The organism is Streptomyces antioxidans, assembly GCF_000968685.2.
GTDB lineage: Bacteria > Actinomycetota > Actinomycetes > Streptomycetales > Streptomycetaceae > Streptomyces > Streptomyces antioxidans.
This window is the reverse complement of sequence record NZ_LAKD02000053.1, coordinates 1-18,159: the sequence shown is the minus strand read 5'-3', so window position 1 is coordinate 18,159 and position 18,159 is coordinate 1. Positions and strand designations below refer to the sequence as shown.

16 protein-coding genes are annotated in these 18,159 nt (G+C 72.1%); 7 read left to right on the top strand and 9 right to left on the bottom strand.

All coding sequences use genetic code 11. From position 1 onward, the window contains the following. Nucleotides 1-183: 183 nt before the first annotated feature. The 7 genes from VT50_RS21555 to VT50_RS21525 all read right to left on the bottom strand — a co-directional run bounded on the left by VT50_RS21555 (nt 184) and on the right by VT50_RS21525 (nt 7,407). A complete protein-coding gene (locus VT50_RS21555) occupies nt 184-1,017 on the bottom strand; it encodes an ABC transporter ATP-binding protein (RefSeq protein ID WP_046086076.1) in 834 nt (277 codons plus the stop codon). Then, a complete protein-coding gene (locus tag VT50_RS21550; RefSeq protein WP_046086077.1) occupies nt 1,010-1,945 on the bottom strand; it encodes an ABC transporter permease in 936 nt (311 codons plus the stop codon). Before VT50_RS21550 ends, VT50_RS21555 begins: the two co-directional genes overlap by 8 nt. Nucleotides 1,946-2,024: 79 nt before the next feature. Beyond that, the gene (locus VT50_RS21545) at nt 2,025-2,897 is read right to left on the bottom strand and encodes a glycosyltransferase family 2 protein (protein ID WP_046086093.1); all 873 of its coding nucleotides are present in this window, start codon (nt 2,895-2,897) and stop codon (nt 2,025-2,027) included. Between the two features lie 14 nt (nt 2,898-2,911). Next, complete coding sequence (locus VT50_RS21540) at nt 2,912-3,703, bottom strand: CDP-alcohol phosphatidyltransferase family protein (RefSeq protein ID WP_075200335.1); 792 nt, start codon at nt 3,701-3,703, stop codon at nt 2,912-2,914. After that, nucleotides 3,669-4,742 (bottom strand): iron-containing alcohol dehydrogenase family protein, encoded by a 1,074-nt coding sequence (locus VT50_RS21535; protein ID WP_046086079.1) that lies wholly within the window; start codon nt 4,740-4,742, stop codon nt 3,669-3,671. Before VT50_RS21535 ends, VT50_RS21540 begins: the two co-directional genes overlap by 35 nt. Further along, entirely contained in the window at nt 4,730-5,467 is a 738-nt protein-coding gene (locus VT50_RS21530; protein ID WP_046086080.1) for a phosphocholine cytidylyltransferase family protein, read from the bottom strand. The genes VT50_RS21535 and VT50_RS21530 overlap by 13 nt, the downstream gene beginning before the upstream one ends. Then, nucleotides 5,464-7,407, bottom strand: a complete 1,944-nt coding sequence (locus VT50_RS21525; RefSeq protein WP_063893215.1) for a DUF5941 domain-containing protein — start codon at nt 7,405-7,407, stop codon at nt 5,464-5,466. Before VT50_RS21525 ends, VT50_RS21530 begins: the two co-directional genes overlap by 4 nt. Before the next feature lie 406 nt (nt 7,408-7,813). On the opposite strand from VT50_RS21525, the gene galE reads away from it, so the two are divergent. The 3 genes from galE to idi all read left to right on the top strand — a co-directional run bounded on the left by galE (nt 7,814) and on the right by idi (nt 10,570). After that, on the top strand, nt 7,814-8,800 hold the full coding sequence (gene galE / locus VT50_RS21520; protein WP_046086082.1) for a UDP-glucose 4-epimerase GalE: 987 nt from the start codon (nt 7,814-7,816) through the stop codon (nt 8,798-8,800). 170 nt (nt 8,801-8,970) lie between these two features. Beyond that, nucleotides 8,971-9,894 (top strand): cation diffusion facilitator family transporter, encoded by a 924-nt coding sequence (locus VT50_RS21515; RefSeq protein WP_046086083.1) that lies wholly within the window; start codon nt 8,971-8,973, stop codon nt 9,892-9,894. A 64-nt stretch (nt 9,895-9,958) separates the two neighbouring features. Continuing rightward, complete coding sequence (gene idi, locus VT50_RS21510) at nt 9,959-10,570, top strand: isopentenyl-diphosphate Delta-isomerase (RefSeq protein WP_046086094.1); 612 nt, start codon at nt 9,959-9,961, stop codon at nt 10,568-10,570. Here the strand turns inward: idi and VT50_RS21505 are convergent. Further along, a complete protein-coding gene (locus VT50_RS21505; RefSeq protein WP_046086084.1) occupies nt 10,545-11,051 on the bottom strand; it encodes an ATP-binding protein in 507 nt (168 codons plus the stop codon). The genes idi and VT50_RS21505 overlap by 26 nt on opposite strands. A gap of 277 nt (nt 11,052-11,328) precedes the next feature. On the opposite strand from VT50_RS21505, the gene VT50_RS21500 reads away from it, so the two are divergent. The 4 genes from VT50_RS21500 (at nt 11,329) to VT50_RS21490 (ending at nt 16,026) form a co-directional block, all read left to right on the top strand. After that, entirely contained in the window at nt 11,329-12,087 is a 759-nt protein-coding gene (locus VT50_RS21500; protein ID WP_046086085.1) for an enoyl-CoA hydratase/isomerase family protein, read from the top strand. A gap of 148 nt (nt 12,088-12,235) precedes the next feature. Beyond that, on the top strand, nt 12,236-13,099 hold the full coding sequence (locus VT50_RS21495; RefSeq protein ID WP_046086086.1) for an SCO6745 family protein: 864 nt from the start codon (nt 12,236-12,238) through the stop codon (nt 13,097-13,099). A 257-nt stretch (nt 13,100-13,356) separates the two neighbouring features. Further along, a complete protein-coding gene (locus VT50_RS39340; protein ID WP_020867265.1) occupies nt 13,357-13,497 on the top strand; it encodes an LPFR motif small protein in 141 nt (46 codons plus the stop codon). 141 nt (nt 13,498-13,638) lie between these two features. Further along, nucleotides 13,639-16,026, top strand: coding sequence for a Tex family protein (locus tag VT50_RS21490; protein ID WP_046086095.1), 2,388 nt, complete (start codon nt 13,639-13,641; stop codon nt 16,024-16,026). Nucleotides 16,027-16,230: 204 nt separating this feature from the next. Here the strand turns inward: VT50_RS21490 and VT50_RS21485 are convergent, their stop codons facing one another. Then, nucleotides 16,231-17,868 carry an ABC-F family ATP-binding cassette domain-containing protein gene (locus VT50_RS21485; protein WP_079343869.1) on the bottom strand — a complete coding sequence of 546 codons (1,638 nt, stop codon included), beginning with the start codon at nt 17,866-17,868 and terminating at the stop codon, nt 16,231-16,233. Between the last annotated feature and the right edge of the window lie 291 nt (nt 17,869-18,159).

Sequence of the window (18,159 nt, the reverse complement as noted above, 5' to 3'; positions counted from 1 at the left end):
TGTTGACCACCCCGTCAGCCCCCCGTGCAGATTCCCCCGTCGCTCTGCTCAACGTGCCACGGTGCCACGCCCATTCCCATCCGGGGTACATGGTCCGCTTGTGGACAACAAGGCCCCGCCGGGTTGCCCGGCGGGGCCTGATGGTCTATGGGAGACGGCTGGGGAACGGCGTTCGCGGAGCGGCTACTTGCCGGTCTCCTTCTCGTACGCCTTGATGACCTCGTCGGTCGGGCCGTCCATCAGCAGCTCGCCCTTCTCCAGCCACAGCACCCGGTCACAGGTGTCCCGGATGGACTTGTTGTTGTGGCTGACCAGGAAGACCGTGCCCGCCTCCTGGCGCAGCTCGCGGATCCGGGCCTCGGAGCGCTTCTGGAACTTCCTGTCACCGGTGGCCAGCGCCTCGTCGATCATCAGCACATCGTGGTCCTTGGCCGCCGCGATGGAGAACCGCAGCCGGGCCGCCATACCGGAGGAGTACGTACGCATCGGCAGGGTGATGAAGTCACCCTTCTCATTGATGCCCGAGAAGTCCACGATGCCCTGGTACCGCTCCCGGATCTGCTCGCGCGACATGCCCATGGCCAGACCACCGAGGATCACGTTCCGCTCACCGGTGAGGTCGTTCATCAGCGCCGCGTTCACACCGAGCAGCGACGGCTGACCGTTGGTGTAGACCTTGCCGCGCTCGGTCGGCAGCAGCCCCGCGACGGCCTTGAGCAGGGTCGACTTCCCCGAGCCATTGGACCCGATCAGACCGATCGACTCGCCCTTGTACGCCACGAAGGTGACCCCGCGCACCGCGTGCACCTCCCGCATGCCCGGGGCGCTCTTACGGCCCAGCAAGCGGCTGAGGGCGGCGGTGGCGCTGCCCTTCCCCTTGGGGCCGCCGTTCACCCGGTAGACGATGTGGACATCGTCGGCGATGACAGTGGGCACCCGCGCCGGCGCGGAAGCCGCCCGGACGGCCTCTTCGGCCTGCCCCGCCTGGGCACCTTTGTCGAGGGTTTGCTCAGCCACGGCCGTACCGCTCCTCTGCCTTCCAGAAGTACACGAATCCCCCGACGCCCAGCAGCACCGCCCACCCCAGCGCCAGCGCCCAGACGTGCGACGGCAGGTTCTCCCCGGAGTAGTTCTCGATCAGCGCGTACCGCATCAGATCCATATAGACCGCCGCCGGGTTGGCCAGCAGGATGTCGGAGACCCAGGAGTGAGCCCCCGCCTTCTGCAGCATGTGCTCCAGCGGGTACATCACACCGGAGGCGTACATCCACGTACGCAGGATAAACGGCAGCAGCTGCGCGAGGTCGGGCGTCTTGGCCCCCATCCGGGCCAGGACCAGGGCCAGACCGACATTGAAGACGAACTGCAGCGCCAGGACCGGGATGACCAGGATCCACGCGAAGGCGGGGAAGTGCCCGAACCCCAGCAGCACGGCGGCCAGCACGATCATCGAGAAGAGCAGCTGCTGGAGCTGCTGGAGCGCGAACGAGATGGGGAGCGAGGCCCGTGGGAAGTGCAGGGCCCGCACCAGCCCCAGGTTCCCGGAGATGGCCCGTACGCCCGCCATGGCGGACGCCTGGGTGAAGGTGAAGACGAACACACCCGTCACCAGGAACGGGATGTACATGTCGTTCTTCATTCCGCCCCTGCCGCCCAGCAGGAGACCGAAGATGAAGAAGTACACCGCCGCGTTGAGCAGCGGGGTCACCACCTGCCACAGCTGGCCCATCTTGGCCTGGCTGTACTGGGCAGTGAGCTTGGCCGACGAGAAGGCCACGATGAAGTGACGCCGGCCCCACATCTGGCGGATGTACTCGCCGAGGCCCACCCGGGCGCCGCTCACCGACAGCTCGTACTTCCGCGCCAGCTCGGCCGGGGACAGGCCGTCGTCGGCCGATGGCGGGCCACTCACGGCTACCGCACCGTCGTGCGTAGTCTCGCTCACAGTTGACACTTTCGTCTTCAGGGTGCGCTGAGCGGGGCCGCGCCCCGGGTCGCGCCCGATGCTCTACGTAACGAGCTTGTCAGATGACAGGAGGTCGGCCCAGTCGGGTCAGGCGCCATACCGTACGCCACTTCATGGGCCGCCGTGGACCACATGGAGTCTTCCAGCCTTCCCGGAACCCTCCGAACCAGGCCCGAAGTGCGGTTTTCGACGGACGCCTGGCCAGCGTGAGCAGCAGCCAGACGCCCAGGTAGACGGGGACGAGCAGCGCAGGAAGGTTACGCCGGGCCAGCCAGACCCGGTTCCGCGCCACCATGCGGTGGTAGATCGCGTGCCTGCTCGGGGCGGTGGTCGGATGGTGCAGCACCATGTCCGACCGGTAATCGATCATCCACCCGGCGTCCAGCGCCCGCCAGGCCAGATCGGTCTCCTCATGGGCGTAGAAGAAGTCGTCCGGCAACCCTCCGACCTGCTGGAACACCGTGGTACGCACCGCGTTGGCACCGCCCAGGAAGGTGGTCACCCGGGAGGACCGCAGGGGGTCGGAGGCACGCAGCCGGGGCACATGGCGACGCTGGGTGACACCGGTGTCGGGGTCGGCGATGCGGAACGAGACGATGCCCAGCTCCGGGTCGTCGGCGAACGCCCGGCGGCACAGCTCGGCCGTGTCGGTGCCCGGCAGCAGCCCGTCGTCGTCGAGGAACAGCAGCACATCGACGTCCGAGCCACCGGGTCCGAACGCCTCGATGCCCACGTTGCGGCCCGCCGGAATGCCCACGTTCTCCGGCAGCTCGACGGTCCGTACCCCCTCGGGGAGCGGAGGCAGCGGCGAACCGTTGCCCACGACGACCACCTCGACCGGGTCGCCCTCCTGCTTGGCGACCGAGTCGAGGAGCGCGCGCAGCTCCTCGGGGCGATTGCCCATCGTCAGGACGACCGCTCCGAGCCTCATCTCGCCGCCCATGCTCACTTGAGCCTGCTCGAGGCGAGGATGGACACCAGGTGGAGCAGGGTCTGCAGGAGGGCGATACCGGCCAGTACGGCGACGCCGAGCCGGGTGAAGAACAGATCGCCGCGCACCTGGTCCACCACCGCCACCACCAGGATGAGCAGCGACGCCTCGACCCCGAGGACCAGCCGGTGGAACTTCAGCGCCGCGGCCGCCCTGCGGGCCAGCGCCACACCGGACGAGCGCGGCTCGGCGGCCGCCTCCTTGACCGGCGGCAGACCGCCCTGGTGCCGGGCGACCCCGACGAGGTCGGTCTCGGCCTTGATCAGGATGGCGCCGAGCGCGGCGAGGGTGCCGAGGAACGCCCACAGCCAGTCGATCCGCCCGGAGCCCCACAGGTCGGCGGCGCGCAGACCGAAGCCGACGAGCACCGCGGCGTCGCACAGATAGGCCCCCACCCGGTCCAGATACACACCGCCCAGCGAGAACTGCTTCTTCCAGCGGGCTATCTCGCCGTCGACGCAGTCCAGCAGCAGATAGAGCTGGACCATCAGCACCCCGAGCACGGCGCCCGCGACCCCCGGCACCAGCAGGGCCGGGGCGGCGAGGGCGCCGAAGACGGTCATCAGGTACGTCAGCTGGTTGGGCGTGACCCTCGTGTTCACCAGGTGCCGGTCGATGCGCAGCGAGACCTCGCGCATGTAGAGGCGCCCGGCCCAGTGCTCACCGCTCCGCCGGTCCTTCACCCCCGCGGGGTGGACGACCGGGCGGAGTTCAGCCACTGATGGCTTGACTGACTGCTTTGGCATAGTCGGCGTATGCGTCCCTGATCGCGTCGGATGAGAGGTCGAGGTGCTCGAGGATCGTGTAGCGGCCGGGGCGGGTCTTCGGGGCGAACTGCACGACCTGGACGAACTCGTCCACCGTGAAGCCGATCTCCTCGGGCAGCACCGGCAGCCCGTGCCGGTGCAGCACCCCGGCCATGTGCTCCGACTCCTCGTGCGCCCCGCGCAGCCGCATCGCGAAGGCGGCGGCCAGGCCGCACTGCTCACCGTGGCTGGCGGCGCGCTTGGGGAAGAGGAGGTCGAAGGCGTGGTTGATCTCGTGGCAGGCACCGGAGGCCGGGCGGGAGTCCCCCGCGACCGACATCGAGATGCCGGTGAGCACCAGCCCCTCGGCCAGCACCTGGAGGAAGCCGTCGTCGCCGACCCCGCCGGGGTGGCGCAGCACGGCCTCACCGGCCTGGCGCGCCATCGCGGCCGCGAGGCCGTCGATCTGCTCTCCGGTCTCCCGGTTGGACAGCTCCCAGTCGGCGACCGCGGAGATGTTGGACAGGGCGTCGCCGATGCCGGAGCGGACGAAGCGGACCGGCGCCTCCCGGATCACATCGAGGTCGATGACCACGGCGATCGGGTTGGGCACCCCGTACGAGCCGCGGCCCGCGTCGTTGTCGAGGGTCGCGACCGGGGAGCACAGACCGTCGTGCGAGAGGTTGGTGGCGACGGCGACCAGCGGGAGGCCGATGCGCGCCGCGGCGAACTTCGCACAGTCGATGATCTTTCCGCCGCCCAGCCCCACGACCGCGTCGTAGTGCCCCGACTTCATGCGGTCGGCGAGCCTGATCGCGTCGTCCAGGGTGCCGCCGTCGACCTCGTACCAGCTCGCGCCCGGCAGCGCCGGCGCCAGCCGCTCCCGCAGCAGGGCGCCCGAGCCGCCACTGATGGCGATGGCCAGCTTGCCGGAGGCGGAGATCCGCTGGTCGGCGAGGACCCCCGCGAGATCGTCCAGGGCGCCCGCGCGGATGTCGACGACGAGCGGCGAGGGGATGAGCCTCGTCAGTACTGGCACGCGATCTCACGGCCCTTCGCCAGATCGTCGTGGTTGTCGATCTCCACCCACTTGAGGTCGCCGATGGGGGCCACGTCGACCTTGAAGCCGCGGTTGACCAGCTCCTGGTAGCCGTCCTCGTAGTAGAGGTCGGGGTCGCGCTCGAAGGTGGCCTTCAGCGCGTCCGCGAGGTCGGCGGCGGCCTCGCCCTCGATCAGAGTGACGCCGATGTACTCACCGGTCGCCTCGGCCGGGTCCATCAGCTTGGTGATCTTCTGGACGCCCTTGTCGGGGTCGGCGACGACCTTCATCTCCTCGTCGGCGAGCTGCTTGACCGTGTCCAGCGCGAGGATGATCTTCTGGCCATTGCCGCGCGCGGCCAGCAGGGTCTTCTCGACCGAGACCGGGTGCACGGTGTCGCCGTTGGCGAGGATCACGGAGTGCTGGATCGCGTCACGGGCGCACCAGAGGGAGTAGGCGTTGTTCCACTCCTCGGCCTTGTCGTTGTCGATCAGCGTGAGCTTGACGCCGTAAGCCTGCTCCAGGGCCTCCTTGCGCTCGTACACGGCCTCCTTGCGGTAGCCGACGACGATGGCGACCTCGGTCAGACCGACCTCCGCGAAGTTGCCGAGGGTCAGGTCGAGGACGGTGGTCTCACCGTCCACGGGCACCAGGGCCTTGGGAAGCGTGTCGGTGTAGGGGCGCAGACGCCGTCCGGCGCCGGCCGCGAGCACGAGGCCGATCATGCGGGTTCTCCTGATTCGTCGTGTACAGCGGGTGCTCCTGAGGACACCCAGAAGCGGATGCTCTCGATGAGCACCGCCAGCGCGAGGGCCGCCGCCAAAGCGGTCAACGCGATGGTGAAACCTTGGTTCCGGTGCAGCAGGGCAGCGGCGGCCGTGACCACCACCGTCCGCCCCTCGTGCCCGCCGATCGCCCGCACCAGCCGGGGCGGGGGCGCCCCCGTGCCGCCACGGATGCGGTACACCGTGTCGTAGTGATGGTAGGCGACCGCCGCAACGAGCCCGAAAGCCGCCGGCAAGGCGCCGTTCACCTCCGAGCGGGCCGCCAGGATCAGGATGGTGCCGTACTCGGCCGCGCGGAAGAGCGGCGGCACCAGCCAGTCGAGGGGGCCCTGGAGCGGCGCGGCCACGGCGACGCCCGCGAGCACCGCGTAGAGCACGGCGCAGCCGACGGGCACCCAGGAGCCGAAACCGGCGGCCGCGGTGGCTGCCAGCACGACCGCCGCGCCGAGGGCGGCCGAGAGCGGAGCGAGATACGAACTACGCCCCCGGGGCGCGGCCTTGGCCACCAGCTCGGCCAGCGGGCCGGAGTCGGCCAGCTCGGCGAGGGCGCGGGCGGCCCGGTCCGTGCGCTCCGCGCGCCGGGTCAGCGAGCGCAGCACCCGGCCCGCGGTGGTGTACAGGGCCGCCAGCGCACAGCCGATGAGCAGGGCGTAGAAGGTGATACGGGGCGTGGTGAACGCCGTCAGCACGGCGATCATCGCCCAGCGCTCGCCGATCGGCAGCACGATCATGCGGCGCAGCCAGACCGTCCAGCCGACGCTGTCGAGGCGGCCGGAGAGGGCCGCGGTGGGGCTGGTGTTGCCGGTGGCGTCGTGGTTGGCCTCGTTGAAGGCGAAGTCCACGACATGGCGGCAGGTCTGGAGCACCATCGCGCCGAGCGCGAGCGCCCACACATCGTCCCCGTCGGCGCGGGCGGCGCCGAGCGCCAGGCCCGCGTAGTAGGCGTACTCCTTGGCCCGGTCGAACGTGGCGTCGAGCCAGGCGCCGAGCGTGGAGTACTGGAGCGAGTAGCGGGCCAACTGCCCGTCGGTGCAGTCGAGCACGAACGAGGCGATCAGCAGCACACCGGCCGAGACGAACCCGGGCCGGGTGCCGGTGGCGGCGCAGGCCGCGGCGATGAGCGCGGTGAGGAGGGAGGCGGTGGTGACCTGATTGGGGGTCAGCCCGCGCCGGGCGCACCAGCGGGCGAGGTAGCGGGAGTACGGGCTGATGCAGAAGGTCGTGAAGAAGCCGTCCCGCGACTTCACGGCCGACCGCAGCCGCACCCGCTCGTCGTCCACCGCGTCCACGGCGTCCTGTGCCTTCGCCCGCGACAGCGCGTCCGCGGGCACGGCGGCCACGAGCACCCCGAGCTCGGGGCGGTGCACGGGGACGCCTTCGGCGTCGAGGGCGGCGGCGAGGTCGTCCACGAGGGAGTGGGCGCTGGCTGCGCCGGGCGTATCGGCCGCGCCGTGCGTGGTCGGCGCCTCGGCGGGGGTGGCGGACCGCGTCGGTGCGGCGGCCCCCGAAGCCACGGCCGCTCCGGGCGCGCCCGTGTCGCCGCTCCTGGCGTCCGGGTTGATGGGCGGCTGTGCGTTCCCGGCCCCGTCGGGCACGGTGGCGGGCACCACCATGGGCGCGGCCTCGCGCTCCGGGCTCCCGGCGGTGCCGAGGGCCGGGACGGCGGTAGCCGTTACGGCGCGGGCCAGGGCCGCTCGCGCTTCCGGCTGGGCCGTCAGCGCGCCGCGCACCGTGGCGGCGGGGAAGCGGGGGTCGGTGAGGGCCAGCCGCAGGGCATGGACATGGCCGACGAAGCGGGGGTCCACGAGGGCCACCCGCTCATGCGCCGGGACGGCGGCGAGCTCCGCCGTGACCCCGGCGGCGTCGGTCGCCGTACGCACGGCGAGGCCCAGCGACCGCAGGTCGTCCTCGAGGGACGATCCGGCGACCGGCGCACCGGTGAGAATCGCGGTCGACAGACGAACTCACTCCTTGGCAGCTGACATGGTGGCCGGGCCGCTGATGGCACTGGCCTGGAGCCCTCCGGGCATGGGCGTCGCACGCCCTGGCCCCGTGGGGCTGGCGGCACGTCCGGCAGAGGCTATCGGATCGATGGAAGCCGCCGTTCACCGCGCATTCACCACACGATCGGGGGAACGACCACTTCCGCGCGCCGCCGATCATCATGGTGGATGGCGGCTGTCCTCCACAAACGGCGATCGCCCCGCGATGGGGCCTGCGGTGGTTCCCGCCGTGGGTCCGGCGGCGGATCCCGCCGTGAATCCCGCCACGGATAGGGTGCGGGGCATGACGTGGCTGATCACAGGTGGTGCCGGATATATCGGGTCGCATGTTGTGCGGGCCATGACCGAGGCGGGCGAGTCCGTGGCCGTGCTCGACGACCTCAGCAGCGGCATCCGGGCGCGGCTGCCCGAGGACGTGCCGCTGGTGCACGGCTCCACCCTGGACCGCGCGCTGCTGGACCGCACCTTCGCCGAGCTGGGGGTGACCGGTGTGGTGCACCTCGCGGCGAGGAAGCAGGTCGGGGAGTCCGTGGAGCAGCCGCTCCGCTACTACCGCGAGAATGTGCACGGGCTCACGGTGCTGCTGGAGGCGGTGGTCGCGGCCGGTGTCGGCCGCTTCCTCTTCTCCTCCTCCGCTGCCGTCTACGGCATGCCCGATGTGGAACTCGTCACCGAGGACACCCCGTGCCTGCCGATCAATCCGTACGGAGAGACCAAACTGGCCGGAGAATGGCTGGTCAGGGCGGTGGGCGCGGCCCACTCCCTCGCCACGGCCTGTCTGCGCTACTTCAATGTGGCGGGTGCCACGCGCCCCGAACTGGCCGACACCGGAGTGTTCAACATCATCCCGATGATGTTCGAGCGGATCGCCGACGGAGAGCCGCCGCGGATCTTCGGCGATGACTACGACACCCCCGACGGCACCTGTGTCCGCGACTACATCCACGTCGAGGATCTGGCCTCCGCCCATCTGGCCGTGGCCCGTCGCCTGGCCGCGCGGCCGGAGCCGGGCGACCTCACGGTGAACATCGGCACCGGCCGCGGCGTCTCGGTACGGGAGATGTCCGATCTGATCGGCGAGATCACCGGCCGCCCGGAGCTCACCCCCGTGGTGGGCCCGCGCCGGGCGGGCGATCCGGACCGGGTCGTCGGATCCACCGAACTGATCGCCAAGGAGCTGGGCTGGAGCGCCAGACACGATGTGCGCGCGATGGTGGAGTCGGCCTGGGAGGGCTGGCGCCACCACCACCCCGAGGCTCGCCACGGCTGACCGCGGGGCAACCGGCCCCCGGGCACAGCCGCAGGCCGCCGGGGCGGGCGGCGCCCGCCCGGCAGCGGCGGCGCTCGTTGGGTGTCGGCGCGGCTGGCCGTGGGCCGACCCGGTGGCGTAGTTCACTGGTGAGCGGGGGACCGCGGTGCCGGGAGGAGGTCCCTACGCGTATGGGCGCAGGTCATGACCACGCCCGCGGTCGGCCCACCGCGGGCGCCGCCCACCGGTGGCGGCTGCGGATCGCCCTGGCCATCACGCTCACGGTGATGGCCGTGGAGATCGTCGGCGGTCTGCTCGCCGGTTCCCTCGCCCTGCTCGCGGACGCGGGCCATATGGCGACGGACGCGCTCGGGCTCGCGATGGCACTGCTGGCGATCCACTTCGCGGGCCGTCCCCCGAGCCCGCACCGCACCTACGGCTACGCCCGCGCCGAGATCCTGGCGGCCCTGGCCAACTGTCTGCTGCTGTTCGGCGTCGGCGGCTACATCCTCTACGAGGCGGTGCTGCGGTTCCTCACCCCGGCCGCCACCGAGGGCGGGCTGACCATCGTCTTCGGCGCCGTCGGCCTCGCCGCGAACCTGGTGTCGCTGGCCCTGCTCCGGGGCGGGCAGCGCACCAGCCTGAACGTCCGGGGCGCCTTCCTGGAGGTCGCGGCGGACGCGCTGGGCTCGGTCGCGGTGCTGGTGTCCGCCGGGATCATCCTCGCGACCGGCTGGCAGACGGCCGATCCCATCGCGTCCCTGGTGATCGGCCTCCTGATCGTCCCGCGGACGTACAAGCTGCTGCGCGAGACGCTGAACGTCCTCCTGGAGGCGGCGCCGCGGAATGTCGACATGGCGGCCGTACGCGCCCATATCCTCGGCCTGCCCGGGGTCGAGGGCCTGCACGACCTCCATGTGTGGACCATCACCTCGGGAATGCCGGTGCTCTCCGCGCATGTGGTGGTCGCTCCCGGGGCCCTGGACGCGCTGGGCCACGAGCGGATGCTGCACGCCCTCCAGGAATGTCTGGGGGAGCACTTCGACGTCGGGCACTGCACGTTCCAGCTGGAACCGGGTGGGCATGCTGATCACGAAGCCAAACTGTGCCACTGACACAGATGAAGGGCACATGTGCGGCAGACTTGGACGTTCATGAGTCGGAACTATGAGGATGGTCATGCCGATCACACCTGCCAACGGCGGCTCCGCCGAGACCGCCGAGACCGCCGCGCCGAGCGGTTCCGCAGAGCCGATCATGCTCGAGCTGGTCGACGAGAACGGTACGACGATCGGCACCGCGGAGAAGCTCTCCGCGCATCTCGCGCCCGGCAAGCTGCACCGGGCGTTCTCCGTCTTCCTCTTCGACGACGAGGGGCGGCTGCTGCTGCAGCGTCGTGCGCTGGGCAAGTACCACTCCCCCGGGGTCTGGTCCAACACCTGCTGCGGCCACCCCTACCCCGGTGAGCCCCCGTTCGTGGCCGCCGCCCGGCGCACCGCCGAGGAGCTGGGCGTGGCGCCCACGCTGCTGCGGGAGGCGGGCACGGTCCGCTACAACCACCCGGACCCGGCCTCGGGCCTGGTGGAGCAGGAGTACAACCACCTCTTCGCGGGGCTGGTGCGGGCGACCCCGCGCCCGGACCCCGAGGAGATCGCCGAGACCGCCTTCGTCACCCCCGACGAGCTGGCGAAGCTGAGCGAGGAGTGGCCGTTCTCCGCGTGGTTCATGACCGTGCTGGACGCGGCCCGCCCGACGGTCCGTGAGCTCACCGGGACGGCGGCGGGCTGGTGAGGGCGCCGGGCAGCGGCAGGGCGGCCCAGACCACCTTGCCGCCGCCCGCCGTGTGGTCCACGTCGTAGACCCCGCCCGCCTCCTCCGTGATCGCCGTCACCAGCAGCAGTCCCCGCCCGCCGGTCCCGCCCTGGTCCGCCAGCAGCGCGACCGGCCGGTAGGGATGGTTGTCCTCGACGGCGATCCGGACCCAGTCCCGGCTCAGGGAGACCTCGACGGCGATCTCGGGGGAGAGCAGCGCGGCGTGCCGTACCGCGTTGGTGACCAGCTCGGAGACGATCAGGAGCAGACTCTCCACCAGTTCCTCGTTCACCGGGGCCCGCTGATGGTCCAGCAGCTCGCGCACCGCGTGCCGGGCCTGTGGCACGGAGGAGTCCAGGGCCGGTGCGGTGAACCGCCAGGCGCCCTCGTAGCCGGCCGGGGGCGGCGGCGCGGGCGGGGCGTGTTCCGCCTCGGAGCGGACTCTCCCGACGATCTCCATGTGCGATACCCACCCCTCGCCGCGGCCCGACCTCTCGTATCGAGTGTTGGGAAGCTCTGGCGCTGACCGATGGACTATGCACAACTTGACGCTTATCGAGCGTTTTTGATCGTTGGCGTATGCCAGAGTCACGCGCTCGACTGTTCCTGCTCGCGTGGATACCGAGCATTGACGCTATGCATGCGGGGCCTTGACTCCGCCGTGACCGGCTCGAACGGCCGGGCGGCGGCCGGGACACGAGCGGCCCGGGGACTGGCGGCCCGGATACGATCCGCGCATGGAGCCCTCTCTGGAACACGAGGTCGCCGGCGGCATAGCGACCATCGTCATCCGCCACCCCGCCAAGCGCAACGCCATGACCCCCGGGATGTGGCGGGCCCTGCCCCCGCTGCTGACCCGGCTCGCCGCCGACCCCGCCGTACGGGCGCTGGTGCTCACCGGCGACGGCGACACCTTCTGCGCGGGTGCCGACATCGGCTCGCTGAGCGCCACGTACGAGGAGACCGCCGAGATCGCGCTGCCCGCCGAGGAGGCGCTGGCCGCCTTCCCCAAGCCGACCCTGGCCGCGGTGCGCGGCTACTGCGTGGGCGGCGGCTGTCAGCTCGCCGCCGCCTGCGACCTGCGGTTCGCCGAGGAGGGCGCCCGGTTCGGGATCACCCCGGCCAAGCTGGGGATCGTCTACGCCCCCAGCTCGACCCGCCGACTGGTCGAGCTGGTGGGACCGGCCACCGCCAAGTTCCTGCTGTTCTCGGGCGAGCTGATCGACACCGAGCGGGCGCTGCGCACCGGTCTGGTGGACGAGGTGCTTCCGACGGGCGGACTCGACAAGCGGGTGGCGGAGTTCACGCGGGTGCTGGTCTCCCGGTCGCAGCTCACCCAGGCGGCGGTCAAGGAGTTCGCGGCCGGGCCCGTCGAGCCGGACCGGGTCGCGTACTGGCAGGAGCAGGCGGCGGACAGTAAGGAGGCCGCCGAGGGCATCACGGCCTTCTTCGAACGCCGCCCACCGCGGTTCCCCTGGACCCCACCGGCCCCCTGACCGGGACGCCACGCATCCGGACCGGCCGGGCCCATGAGACCCGTAAGGACACCACCGCGGCCGGGTGTGGCCGGATCCGGCGGGGGTGGATCCGGACGGGTGGGCCCCGGCCTGTCGGGGGTGACTACCTGTCGGTAGCGTGCGGCCCATGACCACACTTCCCGAGCTTGCCGCCCGTCGCTGTTACAGCGTCGTCAACCCCCTCCACTCCGCCATCTACTTCTCCCCCGACTTCGGCGAGGAACTCGCCCAGCTGGGGCTGAAGGACGGCGCGGCCACCTACTTCGTCGGCCGTGCGGCGCCCCTGGGACGGGTGGGCGCGGGCATCGTCACCGCGACCTTCTTCAACTTCAGCCATGACCTGGTCGCCCGCCACATTCCGGCCGCGTGGGATGTGGTCTCCCCCGAGGTCGCCCTGGAGGCCCGGGTGCGGGCCGCCGACTCGGTGCTGCGGCGGGTGCTGGGCGAGGAGGTCATCGCCTCCAAGGAGCTGGCCGAGGCCGCGGAACTGGCCCTGCGCGCCACGGAGGCGTGCTCGCGCCTCGCGCGGCCCCTGTACGCCGCCCACGCCGACCTGCCCGTCCCCGACGCCCCGCACCTGGCGCTGTGGCACGCCGCCACACTGCTGCGCGAACACCGCGGCGACGCCCATCTGATGACCCTGGTCGGCGCCGGGCTCGACGCGGTCGAGGCGCTGGCCTCCCACACCGCGACCGGTCAGGGCATGTCCACCAAGTGGATCCTGCGGACGCGCGGCTACAGCGCCGAGGAGTGGGAGGCGGGCCGCCAGCGGCTGCGCGACCGCGGCCTGCTCACCGCCGAGAACGAGCTGACGGAGGCCGGTGAGCGGCTGCGCCAGGACCTCGAGGCCGAGACCGACCGCCTGGACGCGGCACCGTACGAGCACCTGGGCGCCGAGGGCGTGTCCCGGCTCACCGAGCTCGCCACCGCCTTCTCCAAGACCGCCCGCGAGAACGGCGCCTTCCCCGCGGACCTCCGCAGCAAGGACTGACGCCCCCCGGCCCGCCCGTCCGGGGCCCGAGTCACCGGGAAGGCTCAGGGCCCCGGCCAGCGGGGGCAGCGGCCCCGCCGGGGGGTTGCGTTTGGCAGGGGCACATCGGGATACCCGCCTTATTGTGCGCGATCGGCCGTCTGACAACCGGGCGCCCACACCGCGCGCCGCGTACGCAGGCAGCAGCCCGTGCGCCGCGTAGCGAGCGGTGCCCGGCGGCCGCCGCCGAGCCGCCAAGGACCGACAGGAGGTATCCCGTGTTCCGCGCCATCGCCGACGTGCTCCGTGCCATCGGTGCCGCCATCGCGACCGTGGTGACGCTTCCCTTCCGCGCCGTGGCCCGCCTCTTCGGCGGTGTCTCCGACGCGGCGAGCGGACCGCGCCGCAGGCGGGTGTGATGACCGTTTCCGGCTGATACGGGTGTCCGCCCGGTCCCGTACCCGGGCCGCCCGGCCCGCCGAAAGCGTCGGCCGCGACCGCTTCGTCAGTGCCACCTGCCACAATGCAGGAGCAGTGCAGACCGAAAGCGGAGCGTGATCGTGACGACGTCCATCGAAGGCAGGATCGCCGAGGAACTCGGCGTACGGGAACGGCAGGTCAAAGCCGCCGTCGAGCTGCTCGACGGCGGCTCCACCGTGCCGTTCATCGCGCGCTACCGCAAGGAAGCGACGGAGATGCTCGACGACGCGCAGCTGCGTTCCCTGGAGGAGCGGCTGCGCTATTTGCGGGAGTTGGAGGAGCGGCGCACCGCGGTCCTCGAGTCGATCCGCTCCCAGGGCAAGCTGGACGAGGCCCTTGAGGCGCAGATCCTCGCCGCGGACTCCAAGGCCCGGCTGGAGGACATCTACCTCCCCTACAAGCCCAAGCGGCGCACCAAGGCGCAGATCGCCCGCGAGGCCGGGCTCGAGCCGCTCGCCGAAGGGCTGCTGGGCGACCCGGCCGTGGAGCCCACGGCCGCCGCGGCGGCCTTCGTGGACGCCGAGAAGGGCGTCACGGACGCCGCCGCCGCGCTGGAGGGCGCGCGGGCCATCCTCGCCGAGCGGTTCAGCGAGGACGCGGACCTCATCGGCGAGCTGCGTGAGCGCATGTGGGAGCGCGGCCGGGTGGCCACCAAGGTGCGCGAGGGCAAGGAGGAGGCGGGAGCCAAGTTCGCCGACTACTTCGACTTCGCCGAGCCGTTCACCGAGCTTCCCTCGCACCGGGTGCTGGCGATGTTCCGCGGTGAGAAGGAGGAGGTCCTTGACCTCACCCTGGAGCCGGAGGAGCCCTCCGAGGAGACCGGCCCCACCTCCTACGAGCGCTCCATCGCCCAGCGCTTCGGCATCGCGGACCGCGGCCGCCCCGCCGACAAGTGGCTGGCGGACACGGTGCGCTGGACCTGGCGCACCCGTGTCCTGGTCCACCTCGGCATCGATCTGCGGCTGCGGCTGCGCCAGGCCGCCGAGGACGAGGCCGTCCGGGTCTTCGCCGCCAACCTCCGCGATCTGCTGCTCGCCGCCCCGGCCGGGACGCGCGCCACGATGGGCCTGGACCCCGGCTTCCGTACGGGCGTGAAGGTGGCCGTGGTCGACGCGACCGGCAAGGTGGCGGCCACGGACACGATCTACCCCCACGTCCCCCGCAACCAGTGGGACGAGGCCATCGCCAAGCTGGCCCGGCTGGCGCATGAGCACAAGGTGGAGCTCATCGCGATCGGCAACGGCACGGCGTCCCGCGAGACCGACAAGCTGGCGGGCGAGCTGTGCGGCAAGCACCCCGAGCTGAAGCTCACCAAGGTGATGGTCTCGGAGGCGGGCGCCTCCGTGTACTCGGCCTCCGCCTTCGCCTCACAGGAGCTGCCTGACCTCGATGTCTCGCTGCGCGGCGCCGTCTCCATCGCGCGGCGGCTGCAGGACCCGCTGGCCGAGCTGGTCAAGATCGATCCGAAGTCGATCGGCGTCGGTCAGTACCAGCACGATCTGTCCGAGGTGAAGCTCTCCCGCTCGCTCGACGCGGTCGTCGAGGACTGTGTGAACGGTGTCGGGGTGGACGTCAACACGGCATCCACCCCGCTGCTCAGCCGGGTCTCGGGCATCGGCACCGGCCTCGCGGAGAACATCGTCTCCCACCGCGACACCAACGGCCCGTTCCGCAACCGTAAGGCGCTCAAGGACGTGGCCCGGCTCGGCCCCAAGGCGTATGAGCAGTGCGCGGGCTTCCTGCGCATCCGCGGCGGTGACGACCCGCTGGACGGATCGAGCGTGCACCCCGAGGCGTATCCGGTGGTGCGGCGGATGGCCACCACGGCGGGCGGCGACGTCACCACCCTCATCGGCAACACCTCGGTGCTGCGCGGTCTGCGGCCGGACGAGTTCGTGGACGACGCCTTCGGTCTGCCGACCGTCACCGACATCCTCAAGGAGCTGGAGAAGCCGGGCCGCGACCCGCGTCCCGCCTTCAAGACGGCGACCTTCAAGGAGGGCGTCGAGAAGATCGGCGACCTGTCGGCCGGGATGATCCTGGAGGGCGTCGTCACCAATGTCGCGGCGTTCGGCGCGTTCGTCGACATCGGTGTGCACCAGGACGGTCTGGTGCACGTCTCCGCGATGTCCAAGACGTTCGTCAAGGACCCGCGGGACGTGGTCAAGCCCGGTGACATCGTGCGGGTGAAGGTCCTCGACGTCGACATCCCGCGCAAGCGGATCTCGCTGACGCTCCGGCTCGACGACGAGGCGGGCGCCCCGTCCGGCGGCGGCCGTGACCGCGGCCGCTCCGACGAGGGCCGCGGCCAGCGCGGCGGGGGCCGTCGCGGCGCGCCCCAGCAGCGCCAGGGCGGCAGTGGCCGCGGCGGCCAGCGCGGCGGCGGGAGCCGTGACGCGGCCCCGGCGAACGGCGCGATGGCCGACGCCCTGCGGAGGGCGGGCCTGCTCGACCCCAAGAAGCGCTAGCCCTCCGGGCGGGGTGCGGCCCTCCGGGCTGAGCCCCGCCCCCGGGCTCGTGAGTCCCCCGGACCACGCCAGCTCCCCCGGACCACGCCCGGTGGCCGGACCACGCCCGGTGGCCCCGCCGCTCGGAGGTCCTGGCCCCAACCGGGCTGCGGGTGCCGCGCGTTGTGGCCCTCGGCCCGGCGGGCCGAGGCCGGGGCCCGGTGGTCAGGACTCGGTGACGCGGCCTTCGGAGACCGCCAGGCGGCGGGTGGTGTGGACCGCGTCGAGCATCCGGCGGTCGTGGGTGACCAGGAGCAGGGTGCCGGTGTAGGAGGCCAGGGCCGACTCGAGTTGTTCGATGGCCACCAGGTCCAGGTGGTTGGTGGGCTCGTCGAGCACCAGCAGGTTGACCCCGCGCGCCTGGAGGAGCGCCAGTGCCGAACGGGTCCGTTCCCCGGGGGACAGCGTGGCGGCGGACCGCAGCACATGGTCGGACTTGAGGCCGAACTTGGCCAGCAGCGTCCGTACGTCCGCGGGCGCCAGCTCCGGCACCGCGGCGCCGAACGCCTCCAGCAGCGACTCGCGCCCGAAGAAGAGCGCCCGTGCCTGGTCGACCTCGCCGACCACCACACCGGGCCCGAGCGCCGCCGCGCCCGCGTCCAGGGGGAGGCGGCCGAGGAGGGCGGCGAGCAGGGTGGACTTGCCGGAGCCGTTCGCTCCGGTGACCGCGACCCGGTCGGCCCAGTCGATCTGGAGGTCGACCGGGCCGAAGCGGAAGTCGCCGCGCCGTACCTCGGCGCCGCGCAGGGTCGCCACCACCGCGCCCGCGCGCGGCGCCGCGGCGATCTCCATCCGGAGCTCCCACTCCTTGCGCGGCTCCTCGACCACGTCCAGCCGCTCGATCAGCCGGTCGGTCTGGCGCGCCTTGGCGGCCTGCTTCTCGGTGGCCTCGACCCGGGCGTTGCGCCCGATCTTGTCGCCGTCGGTGGCCTTGCGGCGGGCGTTCTTGACGCCCTTCTCCATCCAGGCGCGCTGGGTGCGGGCGCGGGCCTCCAGGGTGGCGCGGGTGTCCGCGTACTCCTCGTAGCGTTCGCGGGCGTGGCGGCGGGCCGTCTCCCGCTCCTCCAGATACGCCTCGTAGCCGCCGCCGTAGAGGTTCACCCGCTGCTGGGCGAGGTCGAGTTCGAGCACCTTGTCGACGGTGCGGGCGAGGAATTCACGGTCGTGGCTGACGAGCACCGTACCGGCGCGCAGCCCGCCCACGAAGACCTCGAGGCGCCGGAGTCCGTCGAGGTCGAGGTCGTTGGTGGGCTCGTCGAGCAGGAAGACGTCGTACCGGGAGAGGAGGAGCGAGGCGAGCCCGGCGCGCGCCGCCTGTCCCCCCGAGAGCGCGGTCATGGGGCGGTCCAGGGAGACGTCGAGCCCGAGCGAGGCGGCGACCTCGTCGGCCCGCTCGTCGAGGTCGGCGGCGCCCAGGGAGAGCCAGCGCTCCAGGGCGGTGGCGTAGGCGTCGTCCGCGCCGGGCGCGGCGTCCACGAGTGCCTGGGTGGCGGCGTCGAGTTCGGCCTGCGCGGCGGCGACCCCGGTGCGGCGGGCCAGGAAGCCCCGTACGGTCTCCCCCGGCCGCCGCTCGGGCTCCTGCGGGAGGTGGCCCACCGTGGCGTGCGGCGGGCTGAGGCGTACGGCCCCCTGCTCGGGGTCGGTGAGACCGGCGAGCAGGCGGAGCAGGGTGGACTTGCCCGCGCCGTTGACGCCGACGAGCCCGATGACGTCGCCGGGGGCGACGACGAGGTCGAGCCCGGCGAAGAGGGTGCGGTCGCCGTGTGCGGCGGCGAGGTCCTTGGCGACGAGAGTGGCAGTCATCAGAGGGCCGATCCTAGCCGCCGCCGAATGCCGCCCACGGCGGGATTTCCGGGGCCGCCCGTGCCGGTGGCCGCCCCGCCGCACGGTATGGCACGGGCCGGGGCCGTCCCTGTGCGCCGGCCTGTCGTGGCCACCGCCGCACGACCTGGGCCACGGCCGCGGCTCCGCCCCGCTCCCCCACCCGGGCTTCCTCCCTCCCCCAACCCCCGCCCCTCAACCGGCCAGTGGAACGGACGCGCTCCCGGCCCCCGGGATGGGGGCACGGCCGCGGCGGCGGAAGCGGGCCCGGGG